The organism is Sphingobacterium paucimobilis HER1398 (assembly GCF_000416985.1).
Classification (GTDB): domain Bacteria; phylum Bacteroidota; class Bacteroidia; order Sphingobacteriales; family Sphingobacteriaceae; genus Sphingobacterium; species Sphingobacterium paucimobilis.
The window spans coordinates 215263-233233 of the sequence record NZ_ATDL01000022.1; the positions used below are offsets into that span (position 1 = coordinate 215263).

The 17971-nt window shown below is 42.2% G+C and carries 17 protein-coding genes; 7 read left to right on the top strand and 10 right to left on the bottom strand.

Annotation, left to right across the window (positions count from 1 at the left end; translation table 11 throughout):
* Nucleotides 1-23 precede the first annotated feature (23 nt).
* From M472_RS42610 to M472_RS42635, 7 genes are all read right to left on the bottom strand, one after another.
* A complete protein-coding gene (locus M472_RS42610; protein WP_021072080.1) occupies nucleotides 24-1127 on the bottom strand; it encodes an HNH endonuclease in 1104 nt (367 codons plus the stop codon).
* A 44-nt stretch (nucleotides 1128-1171) separates the two neighbouring features.
* Complete coding sequence (locus tag M472_RS42615) at nucleotides 1172-1591, bottom strand: hypothetical protein (protein ID WP_021072081.1); 420 nt, start codon at nucleotides 1589-1591, stop codon at nucleotides 1172-1174.
* On the bottom strand, nucleotides 1572-2849 hold the full coding sequence (locus tag M472_RS42620; protein WP_021072082.1) for a nucleotidyltransferase domain-containing protein: 1278 nt from the start codon (nucleotides 2847-2849) through the stop codon (nucleotides 1572-1574). The genes M472_RS42615 and M472_RS42620 overlap by 20 nt, the downstream gene beginning before the upstream one ends.
* Nucleotides 2850-2892: 43 nt before the next feature.
* Nucleotides 2893-3066, bottom strand: coding sequence for a hypothetical protein (locus tag M472_RS45690; protein WP_021072083.1), 174 nt, complete (start codon nucleotides 3064-3066; stop codon nucleotides 2893-2895).
* Between the two features lie 407 nt (nucleotides 3067-3473).
* Nucleotides 3474-4067 carry an RloB family protein gene (locus M472_RS42625; protein ID WP_021072084.1) on the bottom strand — a complete coding sequence of 198 codons (594 nt, stop codon included), beginning with the start codon at nucleotides 4065-4067 and terminating at the stop codon, nucleotides 3474-3476.
* A gap of 4 nt (nucleotides 4068-4071) precedes the next feature.
* Entirely contained in the window at nucleotides 4072-5355 is a 1284-nt protein-coding gene (locus M472_RS42630; protein WP_021072085.1) for an AAA family ATPase, read from the bottom strand.
* A 185-nt stretch (nucleotides 5356-5540) separates the two neighbouring features.
* Entirely contained in the window at nucleotides 5541-5807 is a 267-nt protein-coding gene (locus tag M472_RS42635) for a helix-turn-helix domain-containing protein (protein WP_021072086.1), read from the bottom strand.
* A gap of 92 nt (nucleotides 5808-5899) precedes the next feature.
* On the opposite strand from M472_RS42635, the gene dinB reads away from it, so the two are divergent.
* From dinB to M472_RS42660, 5 genes are all read left to right on the top strand, one after another.
* Nucleotides 5900-7078, top strand: coding sequence for a DNA polymerase IV (gene dinB, locus M472_RS42640; RefSeq protein ID WP_021072087.1), 1179 nt, complete (start codon nucleotides 5900-5902; stop codon nucleotides 7076-7078).
* A complete protein-coding gene (locus M472_RS42645) occupies nucleotides 7059-9995 on the top strand; it encodes a DNA polymerase III subunit alpha (RefSeq protein WP_021072088.1) in 2937 nt (978 codons plus the stop codon). The genes dinB and M472_RS42645 overlap by 20 nt, the downstream gene beginning before the upstream one ends.
* 68 nt (nucleotides 9996-10063) lie before the next feature.
* Nucleotides 10064-11377 carry an exonuclease domain-containing protein gene (locus M472_RS42650; protein ID WP_235049546.1) on the top strand — a complete coding sequence of 438 codons (1314 nt, stop codon included), beginning with the start codon at nucleotides 10064-10066 and terminating at the stop codon, nucleotides 11375-11377.
* 320 nt (nucleotides 11378-11697) lie between these two features.
* The gene (locus tag M472_RS42655; protein ID WP_031302039.1) at nucleotides 11698-12075 is read left to right on the top strand and encodes a nuclear transport factor 2 family protein; all 378 of its coding nucleotides are present in this window, start codon (nucleotides 11698-11700) and stop codon (nucleotides 12073-12075) included.
* A gap of 130 nt (nucleotides 12076-12205) precedes the next feature.
* The gene (locus tag M472_RS42660; RefSeq protein ID WP_021072091.1) at nucleotides 12206-12718 is read left to right on the top strand and encodes a pyridoxamine 5'-phosphate oxidase family protein; all 513 of its coding nucleotides are present in this window, start codon (nucleotides 12206-12208) and stop codon (nucleotides 12716-12718) included.
* On the opposite strand, the gene M472_RS42665 is transcribed toward M472_RS42660, so the two are convergent.
* From M472_RS42665 to M472_RS42675, 3 genes are all read right to left on the bottom strand, one after another.
* Entirely contained in the window at nucleotides 12715-13014 is a 300-nt protein-coding gene (locus M472_RS42665; RefSeq protein WP_021072092.1) for a hypothetical protein, read from the bottom strand. The two genes, M472_RS42660 and M472_RS42665, sit on opposite strands and share 4 nt — an antisense overlap.
* 235 nt (nucleotides 13015-13249) lie before the next feature.
* Nucleotides 13250-14959: a hypothetical protein gene (locus M472_RS42670; RefSeq protein ID WP_022829448.1), complete on the bottom strand. Its 1710-nt coding sequence runs from the start codon at nucleotides 14957-14959 to the stop codon at nucleotides 13250-13252.
* 32 nt (nucleotides 14960-14991) lie between these two features.
* A complete protein-coding gene (locus M472_RS42675) occupies nucleotides 14992-15174 on the bottom strand; it encodes a hypothetical protein (RefSeq protein ID WP_021072094.1) in 183 nt (60 codons plus the stop codon).
* Nucleotides 15175-15760: 586 nt separating this feature from the next.
* Here M472_RS42675 and M472_RS45695 point away from each other — a divergent pair.
* Complete coding sequence (locus M472_RS45695; protein WP_021072095.1) at nucleotides 15761-15937, top strand: hypothetical protein; 177 nt, start codon at nucleotides 15761-15763, stop codon at nucleotides 15935-15937.
* An 11-nt stretch (nucleotides 15938-15948) separates the two neighbouring features.
* Nucleotides 15949-17940, top strand: a complete 1992-nt coding sequence (locus M472_RS42680) for a hypothetical protein (protein WP_144062797.1) — start codon at nucleotides 15949-15951, stop codon at nucleotides 17938-17940.
* Nucleotides 17941-17971 lie beyond the last annotated feature (31 nt).

A 17971-nucleotide genomic window follows, 5' to 3' on the forward strand; every position in this document is an offset into this window, starting at 1 on the left:
TATATTTGTGACCTGTTTAATAATCATTCATGTTTTAAATACAATGCCTCACAAAATCCTCCGAGAGCAGCATTTTGATCATAAATCTTTACCGTCATATCAGCTTTTGGCATCCATACCCGTCCAAATTCGACGGCTAAGGCGACGGGCATTGCTGGAAATAGATGGATGATCATATCTTGTCCATATTTCTTTTTTAAATCATTTAATACGTATTTCAACTTATTTCCAAAATCCTTGATTTGTTTCCTTGATTTTACGAAATCATTATGAGGATCCGCTATTCTAACAGAATAAATTGAAACATCATTACCCATTACTTTCTCAATTCTATCATCCGTAATATCTCCACTCAACTCAATTTTTAGGGCAATCAAATTAGCATTCCTTATTTTCTCTTCGTAAATATAATCTGTTTCAATCTCAGAATCAAACGCCCAAGTATCTGGCACCCGTCGTTTCTGACGTACATCGACGATTAAAATATCGTTCAAAAGAACACCTAAATGAATCAACAATGGAATAGGTGCGAATCCAAATAACGATATATGGTTAATTTCTCCAGATTTTATCCTAGGCAAAAGGAACCTATCGAATTTTTGCTTTAAATTTTTTATTTCTATTTCCCAAAAATCCGGGTCGGAATCTTTATTCAAGCTATTTACGACCCCTAGTTCGATCGAACTGTCTTGTGCTGGAAAATAATCTGGCAATAAGAAGTTACTTACATATAGATAAGAGACATTAGGTGTATTAGCGCCAATATTAGCATTATAACTAACTATAAAACTTTTCCTATCCGGATGTATACTTGTTACATTTTGAATTCGCAGCTCATGGTCTCTTTTCATTGCCAACAGAATTGGTTCTGAATGAGCATCTACTTCAATCTTGTCAATTAATCTGTGATGACTATCGCACAGCAACATTAAATTGTCAATATCATCAGCTAGTTGAGGCGATCTGATAACATCCCCTCTAGGACCATTCGGTTGATCGGCCACTATGTGAGCGATATATGATTGATTAAACCTCTTTTTTGTCAGTATATCGGTATGCAATTCTTTATTACATCCTATGTATTGACATCTGCCAGCAGAACGTATCCATATTAGGTATTTGTTCATAGACGATATAGTTGTTCTACTCATTTTCTACTAAATTTTAATTATTAATGCACTGTGCCGCCACCTTTCCAATTTCCATCAATAAGCCATAACTCATAATGGAATAGCCAATCCACAATCCAAGGAACTATCGTATAAGCGATCATTCTGCGTTTGCTCCACTCATTGTGAACAAAAAGACATAATTGCTGTTCTTCATGATCATAAACGTGAGGTAACCTATCTTCTCCTTCAGCCAACTTTAGTGGCTTTGGTTCGACAACATATATTTTCGGATGACTTCCTCGAGAATATTCCATTTTCACCTTATATTCCTGACCTAAGGGAGAAGACTTTAATGTCTGCTCCCAGGTAAAATAAGTTTCCATGTCCGATACCAATACTGCGTCAGGAAAGCTCCTCTTTAAAGCAATGTATTGTTCTTTCAACGTAGGCACTTTTGCCTTAATCTGTCGATTTCCCATGGAATGTATGTGCTGGAACTTTACTAATAAGAGCGCTCGCTGCTGATGCCGTTCCAATGATTCCTTCCTTTTTGGAATAATAATTTGATTGATCTGCAGTTGAGGTCCTTGAACGATCTCCAATTTGAGTAAATGTATCAACCACCACTTTATTTCCGAAGGACTTTTTAAGTGACTCAGCAATGTTATGCATTCCGTTTTGTGATCTTGCTATATCTAGGTCCTCTCGAATCTGTCTCAACCATCTATAGAAGTTATCTCTACGAACTGAGCCCGAATCGTTCCAACGGTCAGCGAAGTTTTCGGCTTTATTGACTGGATTGGATATCCATTCATAACGATTTCCATAGTGATCCTCTTTCCATTCGATTTCGCTTTCCATTCGTGAAATCACTCCGAAAATAGCATCTGACAGATTTACTTCTCCTTGATATGCTCTAGCAGCCAAAGTAGTTATGATACAAGATATCGGTTTTTGCTTTCTAATATCTTCATTACTTTCCGCAGTAAACATAATATCTCTATGTCTTTTTAATAGTTGTACAGCTCTTTGGAGGGGCAATCTATTCTCTTGATATCTTGGAGTTGGTTTTACTGCCTCATTTAAAGAAAAAGCCTTTAATACAGCTCCCTTATACATTTGAACTCTACTCATAAACCATTTCGCGTATCCAAATGGATTGCTTTGATACCATCTTGATGGATCAGTCTCACTACTGTAATTCGAGCTTTCCTTGTCAGTAATTGACAATTTTAGACTTTCATAATCATCCTTCTGCAAATTGGAAAAAGACTTCTCTAACAGTATTTGATAACCTTGTGAGATTACACTCGGTAAGATATCCATGTGATATTTATCATTTCTATCCGAATCAGAACGATACTTCAATGTCCAACAGCGTCTGCCCTCTTTATCTAACAATGATTCATAAGTCATATGGGATCTCAACTGTTCGCCCACTACATTTTTAACATCTTCTTGCGTCCAATGCAACTTCTTACCGTGCAACTCACACACTATATCCAAATCCAAATCGTCTTCTGGATTTACTGGTTGTACTGTCGTGCCTATTATAAATGATCCCTGAGGTTTTATTTCAGGATTAAAGGGCTTTAATAAAGAATCATCTTTACTAAGCCAATTTCCAACTGCATTATAACTTCTAACTGCAGCATTGTGTTGAGTTTCCGTAATGCTCAAATTTTCAGATAATGTTTCTAAAATATCAGCAAATTGCTCTTTTTTTAAATCTGTCATATTTTTTAAGTTAAAATGCCCAGAAATTCTGGGCACTTAGATTCTACTTCTCTTCTCTTATTCCTTTAAATTTTCCACCGGATGTCTTAACATCCATAATCTGTCCCGTTTGTGTATCACGCTTAGCCCATAATCCCGTAGTTGGATTTTGGAATTGCGTACGCCCACCGACGTAACCATGGCGACGGTTGTCGCCAGATTTACCATTTCCCGCCATAATTTTTAAGCTTAGAAATTACATACCTAACTATAGCTAAACTCAGTAACCAGATATAAATATCCCATAAAAGACATCATACCCTAGCTCTGAAGAGTAGCGTTAGTTCATTAATTACTCCAATAAATAACGTGACTTGTGGTAAAGGAAATCGGTCTGCGCTGAACCCGACCGTAGTTAGAAAAAAGAAAGTATTAATACGGTTTCCCGAATTATTTTTTTGGTTTGCAAAACAATTTTCGTTATTTCGCAGTTCAATTACTACAGAAATACTTTCATTTCTACTTTTCTAAGTACGAATGATAAAATTTAAAGGGCTAAGTATTAGCACTACTTGGCTCTTCTTTTTATCCTCTCCTCTTTTACTATATCTTAACTTTTCATTTCTCTTTTTGTTATTATTTCTATTACTTCTCTAACTCCTTAAAATAAGCGACTAGTTTATGTACAGAAGTAAAGGGATTGAATTCAGATTTTATGTTATCATCCTCATATTTCTTCTGAAGTTGTGCTGCTCTAATTAAAGCTGTTTCCAGATAGCTTCCCAATTCTACGAAGTGGTTCAACTTTGTCTTATGGTAAGATGGCCATAGCTTTTTGAGATAACGCAAGCATTCTTCTCCATCCTTAAATGCCCTACCACAATCTTCAAAGTGAAGGATGAACCAAAACTCAAGACTAATGGCTGTAAATGCTAGCCTATACCCTTCCTCTTTAGATATAGAAAACACCTCAGTAAGGTGAGGTGAATGATCGTGGTCAAAAAACAGCCAAACATCTTCATATGGAGCTTTCTCCTTATTCGCTTGTTTAACACGTTTCTTTGCTTCCGCAATCAGATTAAGAGGGTCGTTCTTCTTATGGCGAACAACTTCTACAGTGACACTGCGTTGCATAGCACGAGACAAAAAGGCACTACGAAGAGATTTAGCATAAATTTCTTCAGTAAATCCTTCGCACAGGATCAAAATACGCCTATATACAACAGCCCGTCTCTTCATTACCTTAATCCTGCATCTCTATTAAAAAGTCTTCATCTCTTATGATAGGTGTTGCACCTAGACGTCCTGCCATATACCACTTATCTAAAGGAGTATCTGCACGCACGCCTTCAATATCAGAGCAACGGAACATACTAGATGCACCGGTTTCATCTTTTTCCACGAACCATACCTGATCTCTCCGAAAGATATCGTGCGATAGCTGACTAACATCATGCGTCGCAAAAATCAACTGCGCGTTATTCCTATTAATATCCGGCCTATGGAACAATTTAATCAAGAAAGTAGTAATATCAGGATGTAGATTTTTTTCCAACTCATCCACGATCAAAACATGCCCTTCTTCCAATGCTTCTAATAGAATACCACCTAAAGCAAACAAATTCTTTGTCCCCGCCGATTCTTGCGCAACTTCGAATGCCTTTTGAGTTATGACTGCGCCATCCTGATAGACATTATGATAAGTTTTTATATCATACTTAAATTTATCCAACAAAGAAACTCTCACTTCCTCTGGTATACTAGCTGGAAACTTAAACATCTCAGGATTTGTTTCCTCCGCAGACACCATTGATATTCCAGTATCCAATGCACATATGAGCGCATTGAACCTTCTCGAAAAACGAGAAGATGAATCTTCGGCCAATCGTCTTGCGTACAATCGCTTCAAATCTTCCTCAGCCATTCCTTCAATAAGCGGATACACCCTTAAACTAGTATCAAAGAAGCGGTAAGCATCCGAAAGAGCTTCTACATTATTCTCTACCGCCTTAGAAAGAAAAAGCTGATTCTTAAGAGTCAATTTTTCTATGGTCTTTTTTGCTCCCTTATAATAATCTCCAAATTTGATATCAAGCCCAGACTCACGACTAAACAACAATGACTTATAATTCCCTTTAAAGAAACTAAGCTCCTCGAACTCAATCTGATACTTTGAAAACCAAACGTGGTACTCATATTGAACTTCGTTAGATACAAAATCTATCCCTAATTTTACAGGCTTTTCTTCTGACTCTACATCCAACAGAAAAGGCTCATATGCTGAAATGGATTTATCTAGCTTAAAGCCCGAAGATTTCAATACCAAAAATTCTAATGCTCTAAAGGCAGTCAAAAAACCACTTTTACCCGAAGCATTGGGACCATAAATAACAGAAGTCGCAAGGACCGTATTATCTTTTGTTTTAAAATAGTTACTAGAATGCCCCTTCAAAGCAGCCTTTGTCATATCCATCTCTACCGGGTCCCGCAACGATCTGAAGTTCTCAACTGTAAATCTTAATAACATATTCCATCAATTTATTCACAAATATAAGGAATAAAATCCGATAATACTAGTAAAAAAACAAAAAACACGAAAATAAATAAACTATATCAATGTTTGAGCAGTAAAATACCCCTTAAAATAAGAAAACGACGCTTTTATAGACGTCTGTATACAACTTCTATCTCCCTCATCCCCTCTCATCTTCCCTACTTAACAGGCAACACCATCCGATAATCCGGTAGCTTCAACAGCTCCTCTATCCGAGACCGTTGCAGATCGATGCCCACCAGTAGATCTATAGACACGTGAAAGTATCGCGATATACGCTGCAGCAGCTCTATAGGTGGTTCAGAAGCCCCCTCTTCGTACTTGGCATACCTCGACCGGGTGATGATGAGATCATCAGCGACCCGCTGCTGGGAAAGGCCCCGACGCCCCCGCAGAAAACGCATATTATCAGCTAGTAATGACATAACCCTCCTATATTGCTACAAATATTAGCAACAAATATACAATTCTTAGCTATAGTTTATACTAATTTTGTTAGTAATTTAAATAATCAGTGATGGAGAGGCATATCGTACATTGTGACCTGGATACTTTCTTTGTATCGGTAGAGCGGTTGATAAATTCGGATCTCATGGGCAAGCCTGTGCTGATCGGTGGCAATGGGGATCGTGGCGTGGTGGCTTCCTGCTCGTACGAGGCCCGCAAATATGGGGTGCACTCGGCAATGCCGATGAAGCTGGCACTACGGATGTGCCCCGAAGCGGTGGTGGTGCGGGGTGACCATGACCTGTACTCCAAATATTCGGGCACGGTGACGGAGATCATCGAGGAGATAACACCTATCGTGGAAAAGGCTTCAATTGATGAGCACTACCTCGATATCACGGGAATGGACAAGTTCTTTGGCTGCTGGAAATGGACGCAGGAGCTGCGCGGAAAGATCATCAAGGAGACGGGGCTACCGATTTCTTTTGGCCTATCGGTCAATAAAACGGTCTCCAAAATAGCTACGGGCGAGGCAAAACCCTGCGGCGAGAAACAAGTGGTAGGTGGTATGGAAAAGATGTTCCTGGCACCGCTCTCGATCCGTAAGATCCCGATGGTGGGCGAAAAGTCGTACCTCACGCTGCGCAATATGGGGATATCGCAAATCGAGACGCTACAACAGATGGAGGTATTTACGATGCGCAGGGTGCTGGGTGAAAACGGGGTATCGATATGGAACAAGGCCAACGGGGTGGATCACAGTGCGGTAGTGCCATTCCGCGAGCAGAAGAGTATGAGCAAGGAGAATACTTTTCTGGCGGATACGATAAATATGGACATCCTGCGCAAGACACTGGTCGCGATGGTGGATGAACTGGCCTATGACCTGAGGCATCAGCAGAAACTAACGGGCTGTATAACACTAAAAATCCGCTACTCGAACTTTGATACGCATACGCAGCAGCTCGCTATCCCGTATACGAATTCGGACCGGATGATAACGGAGAAGATTCTGGAGCTGTTCAAAAAGCTGTATACTCGCCGGATGCTGATACGTCTGATCGGTGTGAAATTCAGCAAACTGATCCATGGTTCGTACCAGGTGGATCTATTCAATGATACGCTGGAGGAGATACGTCTGATGCAGGCTATCGACAAGATCAGGAACCGCTATGGTGTGGAGCTGATAAAGAAAGGTATCTGTCTGTTGGATAAAAAAGGAGGTGCAGATGATGCTCAACCTGCATAGCTATTTTAGCCTGCGCTACGGCACGCTGAGTCTGGAGGATATGGTGGAGGGCCTGCTGGCTACGGGACATGATACGGCGGTGCTGACGGATATCAACAATTCGTCGGGTTCGTTGGATTTGCTGCGGCTGGGGATGAAGGCGGGGTTGAATATTCTCGGTGGCATGGAGTTCAGGAATGAGGACCAGCTGCTGTATATCGGTATCGCACGGAATAACGAGGGATTCAGGCAGCTGAATGAGCTGATGACGACGCACAACAGGGAGGCTTCGCGGCTACCGGACTCGCCTCCTTTTTTAAATCAGGTGTATATGATCTACCCCTACGGCAGCAGGTCGGTGAAGGATCTACGGGAGAATGAGTATATCGGTATAAAGCCGAACGAGCGTAATCTGATCCGACTGGAACCTGCGGCAAACTGGGAGCGCTATGTGATCCTGACACCGGTCTCTTTCATCCCGGAGGATTATAAACTGCACTGCCAGCTACGGGCGATAGACCATAATATTCTGTTCTCGCAATTGGACAAACGAATGGTAGCAGATAAGGAGGAGGTGCTGATACCGAAGGTGCGGCTCCTGGAAATGTACCGGGACTTTCCGATGCTGATACGTAATACGAACCGCCTGCTTGGCTCCTGCTCTTTTGAGCTGGATTTTAAGAAAATGAAGAATAAGGAGTCGTTTACGGGCAACCCTGTCAATGATAAGCAGCTGCTGCATAAATATACGATGGAGGGGTCCATGCGCAGGTATAGCAAGACAGATAAGGTAGCACTGGAGCGTATCAAAAGGGAACTGGAGATTATCGAGAATCTACGCTTCTCGAGCTATTTTCTGATCACGGATGATATATGCCGCTATGCACGCAGCCGGGACTTTCACTATGTGGGGCGTGGCTCGGGAGCCAACTCGGCAGTAGCGTACTGCCTGGGGATTACGGATGTGGATCCGATAGACCTCAAGCTGCCCTTTGAGCGTTTCCTGAATCCAAAAAGGCAGTCGCCACCGGACTTTGATATCGACTTTAGCTGGAATGAGCGGGACGATATCTATGATTATATTTTCAACCGCTACCAGACGGGACATACTGCCCTGATGGGTGCGATGAGTACCTTCCGCTCGCGGAGTATCCTGCGCGAACTGGGTAAGGTGTACGGGCTGCCCAAAGCGGAGATAGACCGACTGGTGCATGAACCGGAAAATATGCTGAATAAGAATGAGGTGACCAACACGATCCTGTCGGTGTATAACCGGATGGCGGATTTTCCAAACCAGCGGACGATACATGCCAGTGGTGTGCTGATCTCGGAACAGCCCCTCACCTACTATTCGGCACTGGACTATCCACCCAAAGGGCTACCGACGATGCAGTTTGATATGTATGTATCGGAGGATATCGGCTTTGAAAAGTTTGATATCCTATCGCAGCGGGGTATCGGCCATATCAAGGACTGTCGGGAGATCGTAAAACAGAACAGGGGTATCAGCATCGATACGGGCAACCCAAAACGCTTTTTTGAGGATCCGAAGATTGCGGATCAGCTCCGGTCGGCCAATACGATCGGTTGCTTTTATGTGGAGTCGCCGGCGATGCGGCAGCTGATTACCAAACTCCGCTGTGATGATTACCTGACACTGGTCGCGGCTTCGTCGATTATCCGCCCGGGGGTGGCCTCGTCGGGGATGATGGCGGAATTTATCCGTCGCCACCATAATCCGGAAGCGGTGGTGTACCCACACCCTGTATTCAAGGAGCAGCTGGAAGAGACTTACGGCGTGATGGTGTATCAGGAGGATGTGATGAAGATCGGCCATGCCTACGGTGGCCTGGATATGTCGGATGCGGATGTACTGCGCAGGATGATGTCGGGCAAGTACCGTAGCAAGGAGCATCTATTGGAAATTGAAAGTAAGTTTTTCGAGCATTGCCGCAAGCAGGGCTACCCCGAAAGTGCGAGCCGGGAGATATGGCGGCAGATGGAGAGCTTTGCGGGGTATTCTTTCAACAAGGCGCACTCGGCTTCCTTTGCGGTGGAAAGCTATCAGAGTCTGTTTCTGAAGACGTACTACCCGAAGGAGTTTATGGTGGCGGTGCTGAACAATTATGGGGGCTTCTACAACCGCAAGGTGTATGTCAATGAAGCTAAGCGTGCAGGTGCCCGAGTGAACCTGCCTTGTGTGAACAGGTCGGTATTTGCGGCAACGATCTATGGGGATGACATCTTTCTAGGATTTGACGCGCTGCTGAATCTGAATGATAAGCTGGCGCTGCGTATCCCGGCCGAACGAATGGCCAATGGGGAATATACGAGTTTGGATAACTTTGTACTGCGTACGGGTGCCAAGCTGGAGCAGCTGATTATCCTTATCCGGACGGGGGCTTTCCGCTTTATGGGACTGGGCAAGAAGGAACTGCTATGGGAAGCGCATCTACTGCTGTCGAAGGATAAACGGGCGGAGACAGTACCGCTACTCTTTGAAATGGCGAGCCGTAAACCGGTACTACCGAAGTTGCAAAGCTCGGTACTGGAAGATTATTACGATGAAATAGAGCTGATCGGTTTTGGGATATCGGGTTCGCTGTTCGATCTGGCCCGCAGTGATTATAAAGGGGATGCCAAGGCTGCGGATCTAATGAATCAGGAAGGAAAAATGATCCGTATGGTGGGGGATTTTGTAGTCGAAAAGTATGTACGTACGAAAAGCGAGAAGCTGATGAAATTCGGCACTTTCCTCGATGCAGCGGGAGATTTTTTTGACACGGTACACTTCCCTCCTTCGCTGGCCCAATACCCCTTGCGGGGCAATGGCCTATACCTGATCGAGGGTAAGGTGGTCGTCGAATTTGGATGCCCTGCCATCGAGGTGGCCCGATGTGGCAAGATGCCACTGAAACCTGATCCGAGAAGTGTTTAATAATGATGAAATTGGAATACGCAATTGTAGATATTGAAACTACGGGCGGGAATGCCCGAGGTAGCCGTATGACGGAGATCGCGATCCGCATACACAATGGTAAGGAAGTGATTGAATCCTTCGATTCGCTGATCAACCCGGAAAAGGATATTCCGCTTGCCATATTTGCTCTCACAGGCATAGACAACGAGATGGTTCGGCATGCACCTGTCTTTGGTGATATTGCTAAGCGTGTGTTTGAAATGCTGGAAGGTCGAATCTTTGTGGCGCATAATGTGAACTTTGATTACTCTTTTATCAAACATCAGCTGGCCGAATGTGGTATCAAATGGGCTGCAAAGAAGCTCTGCACGGTTCGCATGGCACGCAAGATAAAGCCCGGCCACCGCTCCTACAGCCTTGGCTACCTCTGCGATGATCTGGACATCCCTATCCTGAACAGACACCGTGCAGGTGGCGATTGTGAGGCTACGGCAATCCTCTTCAGCCGCTTACTGCAATGGGACGAAGACGGAGTAATAGCAGGAATGATTAAAAAGTCGTCGAAAGATCAACGCCTCCCCCCTAACCTTCCCGCGGATCAGTTTGAAGCCTTGCCGGAACGCCCAGGGGTATACTACTTTCATGACCTGAAAGGTAAGGTGATCTATGTGGGCAAGGCGCTAAATATTAAGAAACGGGTGGGACAGCACTTCTCTGGACACAATATCAATCCGCAGAGGCAGAACTTTATGAGGGAGATATATGCGATATCTTCGGAAATATGCGCTACGGAGCTCATGGCGCTCTTGCTCGAATGTGCGGAGATAAAAAGGTTATGGCCTGCACATAATCGTGCGCTGAAAAAGTATGAACCGAAGTTTGGGCTATTTGTGTACGAGGATATGGCTGGCTACAAACGCCTAGCCGTGGGTAAACTCTCTAAATTTCACACCTGCTGTATGATGGTGAACCGCGAATATGATGCCGTGAAATTACTCTCGGGACTGGTGGATAGGTACGGTATAGATACGCGCCTATGTTCGTTTACCAATACGAAGCTATCCCGCCAGGATATCGCACAGACGGCCATCATGGCGCACCTACCTCCTGTAGATGAACATAATGCGCTGGTGGAGTCGGCTCTCGAGGAACTGCAACGTTGCCGCCCTACATTTGCGCTATTTGATAAGGGGCGCGATGGCAATGAGAAAAGCTGTGTATTTATTGAAAAAGGCAATTTCTACGGCATGGGCTACATCGATAGCGGGTGTCAGCTCAGCGACATCGATGATGTACGCGACAACCTGACCCGCTATGCCGGAAATCACTATATGGCACAGCTGATCATTAACTATGCGGAGAGGTATCCTAGGAAGGTGATGAATTTAGCTCATCAATAAGCATTACGATAATTAAACATGGTGCTGTGAGAATCAATTATGAGCTAGCAATTCCACGTTCCCATCTCCTCACCCCCCTAATTCAACAAACATCATCACCCTACAAATAAGCAACTTAAACAACCCTTCTATACTTAACACATCTCGACAGCGTGATGGTAAGATCATCAGCGCCCCAATGCTGGAGTAGCCCCCAACTCCCTCTCGGAAAACGCATATTATCAAAGAAATAATGGCATTTCGAATCGAACCAGCAATTAATAGACCTAAAATTAAAAAACTATTTATAAGCAATAATGGTTATTTATAACAAAAAGATTATGAGAAATGAAATTATAATTCTGGAAAAGAAATACTGGGATGCAATGGCAAACCATGACTTCGAAACAGTAAAGGAACTAACATTTTTTCCTTGCATAGTCGCCGGAAAACAAGGTGTGCGGAATATTGATGAAGATACTTTTGCCAAGATGTTTGAGGATACTAAAAATGATACAATCAGCTCTGTAGATATCACAGACGAACAGGTCAGTATCGTTTCTGAAGACTATGTAGTATTGGGATACAACATTACGTTAGAATACACGACAAAGGGACGGACTACTAAATTAGATTGTGTGTGTACTTCTGCCTGGGTGCGTACCGATGGCCGCTGGCAATGTCCATTACATACGGAAACAGAAATAACAAGACAGTGATAAACTAATTTTGATTTGTCTTGTTCTTTAAATATACAAACAGTTTGCTTGTCGAAAGATAAGATCTATTCTGGGGTTAAACTTCCAGATTTTTCCTAGCATTACTATTCTTAACAAAAACAATTATACTATGAGTGAGGAAAACATTAACAACCGAAAAGATGCTATAGCAAAATTGAAAGAGCTAGCAGAAGAAATAGACTTTTGCTTCTTTTGTACGAACATCAAATCCGAACAATCTGACTCTACCCCGATGAGCGTGCAAGAAGTGGATGACGAAGGGGCAATTTGGTTTCTAGCATCACTCGACAGTAACAAATGTGAAAATATAAAAGCAGATAGTGCGATACAACTATACTTTTCATCACCTAAAGACTTCAAATTTCTTGCTGTTACTGGAGATGCAGATCTCGTACGGGACGAAAAAAGAGTTGACAGGTACTGGAATAAGATGGTGGAAGGGTGGTTTGAAAAGGGGCGTGAAGATCCTAACATTATATTGATACGTGTAAAACCTCAAAAAGCGCATTATTGGAACACTAAACATCATAAACTATTATCCTATGCCCTTACAATGTACAGTGCAATAACTGGAAATAAAAATGACCAAGGCCTTCATGGAGAGATTGATATCCCGAATTAAGTTCGGGATACCTGCTCCTCACACTCATTGTATATGTAAAAGACCTTCCCTGTCAAGTCTTCATCTTTGAACTTAAGTAATGCTTCTTCAATAAATAGGACTTTTTGCTGTTCAGAATCTAGAACCCCGACATTAGCATGATCGCCAGTACTTCCTACACAAACATCGAGATTAACTCTTCCGGGTATCCAATTCGGATCATTATCATCTGGAGAAGCTGAAGAACGAAGAATATTAAACCCTAAAGCCCTAAGTTCCCTTAATATGGAGATACGCAGTTTTACAAATCCTAACATAATTAGATCTATTTCATAAAGGTTTTACAACTATATAACAAACTGTAATCCAAAAAGTTATTTAAAACATAAAAAACACGAACAAGTAGCTCAAGGCTAATAGCTATATATATATATCAAACAGGGGATGTAAATGTATACGAAAAACAGATTTAAACTACATACCTAAGAAGTTATTGAGACATAGCCTTAATAGATTACTATTTTTATCAAGCGTCGGCAATACCCAAAAGAGCTATTTCCTGACACATCTCACATTTCTATAGCCTTCTGCAGCGATCAGACTGAGCCCTAAAAGCTCAACATCCCCAAGTAATGTAGTGGATACATTTCTTGTCCTTGTATTACTCAGTCCCAAAGCTCCTCCAAATTGATGGTTTTCACCTTTAAAATAACTTATTCCCAAATTGGCCAGGCCTAGCAGATCAATCGTTCTGTTATCTGACCATATCTCTACAGTTCTATCCTCTCCACTATGCACAAGTATTCCGAGTAATCCTCCGTTTATCCTCCCGTTTAGGTTGAAGTGGAGTTTGGAATGCGGGTAGGGTGCTGCAGTATTCTCGTTGATAGGTGTAAAACTAATATTTGTACCATAGTTACCAAAGATTACTGAAGTCGAATTTTTAAGGCTTTCAAGTTGGTCTTTAGTTGGTGTTGCCCATAAACCTTGGGGATAAACAAATTCGCATGGATCCCCCGCTACACGGTTACCAACACCTCTCGGATGAATTGTAAATGCTGTAAAGAAAGTGTTATCTGCACGACTCTTTCGATTCATATGTCCAAATCTGTAAGGATTATGCCCTGCCTGATAATACAAATTAGATCTCGCCCACGCTACCCCGCCTACGGTCAATGCCGACTCTACAAGATCAATCTTGGCTAATACGGATCTTCCGAGTGCTCCTGCGGGCAATTTTGCAAAAGTATATGTAACAGGTGTATTGAATTCTCGGGTAAGACCAGGTTCGTCCAATGCTATTTTAAACCGCTTTAGAGTGACCCTAAAATTATTGATATCATCTGTTCTTGTGGTGTAAAAATAGAACGCCCGTCGATCATTATACTCATACCCGTCAACAGCCTTATGGGTAGTCTGGGCTCGCTTTCCTGTGATCACCTGCTGATCCACTACAACCCCACTGGAGACATTCATAACACCTTTTCTGAAATAATCATCCATCAACTCTATCTCTGCTTCCAAAAGGTTGGCAAACATTCCCATCGTATTGAGCTCTACCATGACGCGGCGCAGGCTGTGCTTGAAGACGATTCCCAAGGGCATGACAATCGGAGCGTTGGGACTGGCTGTATTTACTACAGTGACTTCTCCAGTAGCGTGAAGTAGGTCTTCTCCCTCGCCGGTAGTTATTGTGGCATTGGCTAAATTTGAAGATGAGGGAGCCGGAGGTACAGTCTCGCTGTTATAAGAGTAAGCTATCCATTCGTAAGTCTGACCTTTCACGACATCAATTTTAAAATCTGCACCAGAAGTCATTACATCGTTATACACTACGTGTCCATTACTTTTCTGCCGGAGTATAAGTCGATATTTTACGCCTTGAGCCATTGGTTTTGAAGTTACATTCTGCAAATTCGCCAATGGACGATGGGAAGAATAAAGTTTGTCTACAGATAAGTTGTGTCGATCAGAAAAAGAACCAACAGACAACACGGCATCAAAGTCCACATGTGTAACTATATCTATTGCAGTTCCATCATTAGATTGTTGAGAAAGACGACGTTCACCCGCATTACTGGACATTTTTAATGTAGTATTAATATTAAAATCTTCCTGAATACCTTTTACGGAAATAGCTAAGGAAGCATCAGTAGTGAGATTTTTCAATCCGTCATCATCTGATTTTTTAGAACAACCTGGAAGGGCCAAAGCAAGAACACAAAAAATCAAACCCTGTTTATAAGCAAATGTTGACAACATATACATTCAAAATTTATTGGTTTAAAATAGAATTAATAATCGCCTCGCTGTTTTCCTCCATCGATTTCTTCTCCCCACAGATGCACCCCCGGTGTATGGAGATTGTCCTGATTCTCGCCACCAGTGACTTTCGCTGAACTCGCAGCAATACTCTCTTCAAGACTTATATACTCAATATATAGAGAAGGGGCTACATATGGTTTTTTCTTGTTCATACTATCTTTTAAGTCATATTTCGTTTCTCATCTTCAATTAAGGATAAATATCAAATTATATCACTAGTACTATGATAAAACAAAAGACTGATAACCTACCTAAAAAGATATACTCAAATCTACTCAGTCACAAAAAAAACAAGATAATAACACTTTTTAGAATTTGCTTTTTATTAGAAGTGAATCTATCAATGTATCCGAAATCACTCCGTTCGTAAAGACATTCTTCTATCTTATAATAATACCTTTCGCTTCAGCGCTACATACTGCAAATAAACTACCATGCTATAGCACCCCTAAAATCATTCCTTCCAGCTTTTAAACATCCTTTGAGTATTTTTGAGTATATAAAGAACGGTAGTTAATTAAACAACCTTCGTTATCTTCGCTAACAAACAAGTTGAATCATTTCGAGTTGAAAGTATTGTACCACTAAAGCTTTCTTCAGAAAAAGCAAAATACCTTAAAATGTATTTTGAACAGCACATACGTAATTTAAGATGCACTTTATTCGATAAAACCTATTCTATATGGATCTACCTCCTTATAGAATATAGGATATCAACTCTTAGCCGTCGCGAAAAACATGAACAAAAAAAAGAAACACTACATCCCGCCACAAATTACTACTGTAAAAATTGAATTAGAACACAGCATTGCCGCCTCATCGGTAAGAGTTAGCCCAGGTGGCGGTGGGACAAACAATCAACCTTGGATAACAGAGGAAGAGGTCGAAACAATCGAAAAAGACTGGGTTTTTTAATGAGAAATAATATGATAAAAACACAATTAGATATCAGGAGAACGGTATCTAGGATATCCTGTTCTTTAACATTAATCACTTTGGTCATTCTAGTATTTTCTTCTTGTTCAAAAGAGATGGACACAGAGGTACTGCCCGATGGTTCGACCAAACTAAGCATCACTGTGGGGAGCGTCACAGGCGAAGATCTTATTCCTGGTACAAAAGGCAGAGCTTCGTCGAGTACTGTCAGACTATCCAGCGGAGAAACTATTTTCAAAAAGGAAACCGTCAAATTGGATGATATAGAAATGGATATCACGGCTGCAGTAGGAGACGATCTTTCTTTTGGAAAAAACAACTTCCAAAAAACCCTTGATAAAGTCAAACAACAGCCGTCACCTAGCAAACAGATGGCAGTTGCAGGAATCAATCCCCTAGCGATAGATATTCCTATGGAAGTAGGGGTAAAATACTGGTTCGTACTTTTCAATACAGCAACTCAAAAGATTGATCATTCGGTACAAGCCGTATCGGGTACTAAGCTCGAACTGGATGTCGTAAAGAACCAATCGTATGAATGGTACGCCTATTCCTACGACAGCCAAGAAAACATCTCCCCTTTAAACTCGAACAATCCAGAAGTACAGACGAGAGCGGACAGGCCTTTTCTATATGCACGAGGAACGGTAACTGCTACCGCTACGGGTAATACCCCTGTAGCAATCGTGTTTAAGCACCAATTGCAACAGGTAAAAGTGCGATTGGATACCCGTGGGCTATTCGGCAACATATCTACCCTATTGGCTAAATTTGCACAGAATACGAGTATCAAGACTGGGGCTTTCAACATAAAAAACGGTACTATGGGGGCTGCACTCTCTACAGTGCCGCTTAATAATCTGACATTTACTGTGGTAGAAGATGATTCGCAGCGTCAGGTAGAAGCTCGGTATTACACAGCAGAGCTCACAGCGCGTAGTTATACACTTGACATAGATCAACTCTCCGTCATACTACCTAACGGGATCACAGAAAACTTACCGGTCGAAAACTTAAGTGTCCAAAACCGGACCTTCGCATTCAGTACAGGAGGAAAAGGAAAGGTACACTATGCCAAAATCGATATCTACAAAGTGATACCTAGAAAGACTATTCTGCATATCGAAGGTAATTCGGTATACAGCTATGCCGCATCCAACCCCGACAAAGCATCAGGAGCATTCCTACGGGATGTAAGAAACTTCAGCTCTGTCAGCGAATACTTACGGGTGGAAGGATTTACACATGATGTACAGACCTCTGGAGCAAATAAGCTACGGGATGCCTTAGCCAATCCGGCAAACTATCCTGACATTATAATAGCTGGTATGTTTTCGGGATTCACAGTGGCAGATTATGATGCTTTGGAAAAATACATCCGACGAGGAGGAGTTGTATTCTTAATGATAGAAAATGCAAATTATGGACGACCGGAAGCTTTCTTCCAACGGATATTTAACTCTTCTGCGGTAACGATGAAATTATATGATGTAAGTGGTTCTATTTACAAATTAAATAATGTAGACTCTGACGTACTGGGCTGGCCATTTGGTGACACCCGCGGAAAATACTGGGGGCAGGATGGTTCATCGACTTTCTATATAGAAAACATACCAGCGAGTGAAAAGCAGAAAATATTTGTTTATACGGAATCAGCGGTGAATAGAAACAATCAACAGCCAGGTAGTGTATCTATGTTCCGTCATAAGACATTTAATTTATTCTATGTAGGTGATACCGGATTTCTATCCAACGAAAAGCAATGGGGCCAATACAGCAGTACCACCATTGAGCCCTATGCAACCAACCAGCAGAACTTCCCCGTCGCGCATACTGCATATGGAAGAGCGGCACAGTCGAGTTCGCCAGAAGCGGGTACTTCTGCAGGAGGATGGCATGTACATAACTCAATCATATTCGGGAATGTTTTTGCTTTTCTCGTAGCCCAGGCACACTACATGGAATTGGATAGATCACCCTGAATAAACAGAAACATTAAATAAAAGAAAGCCG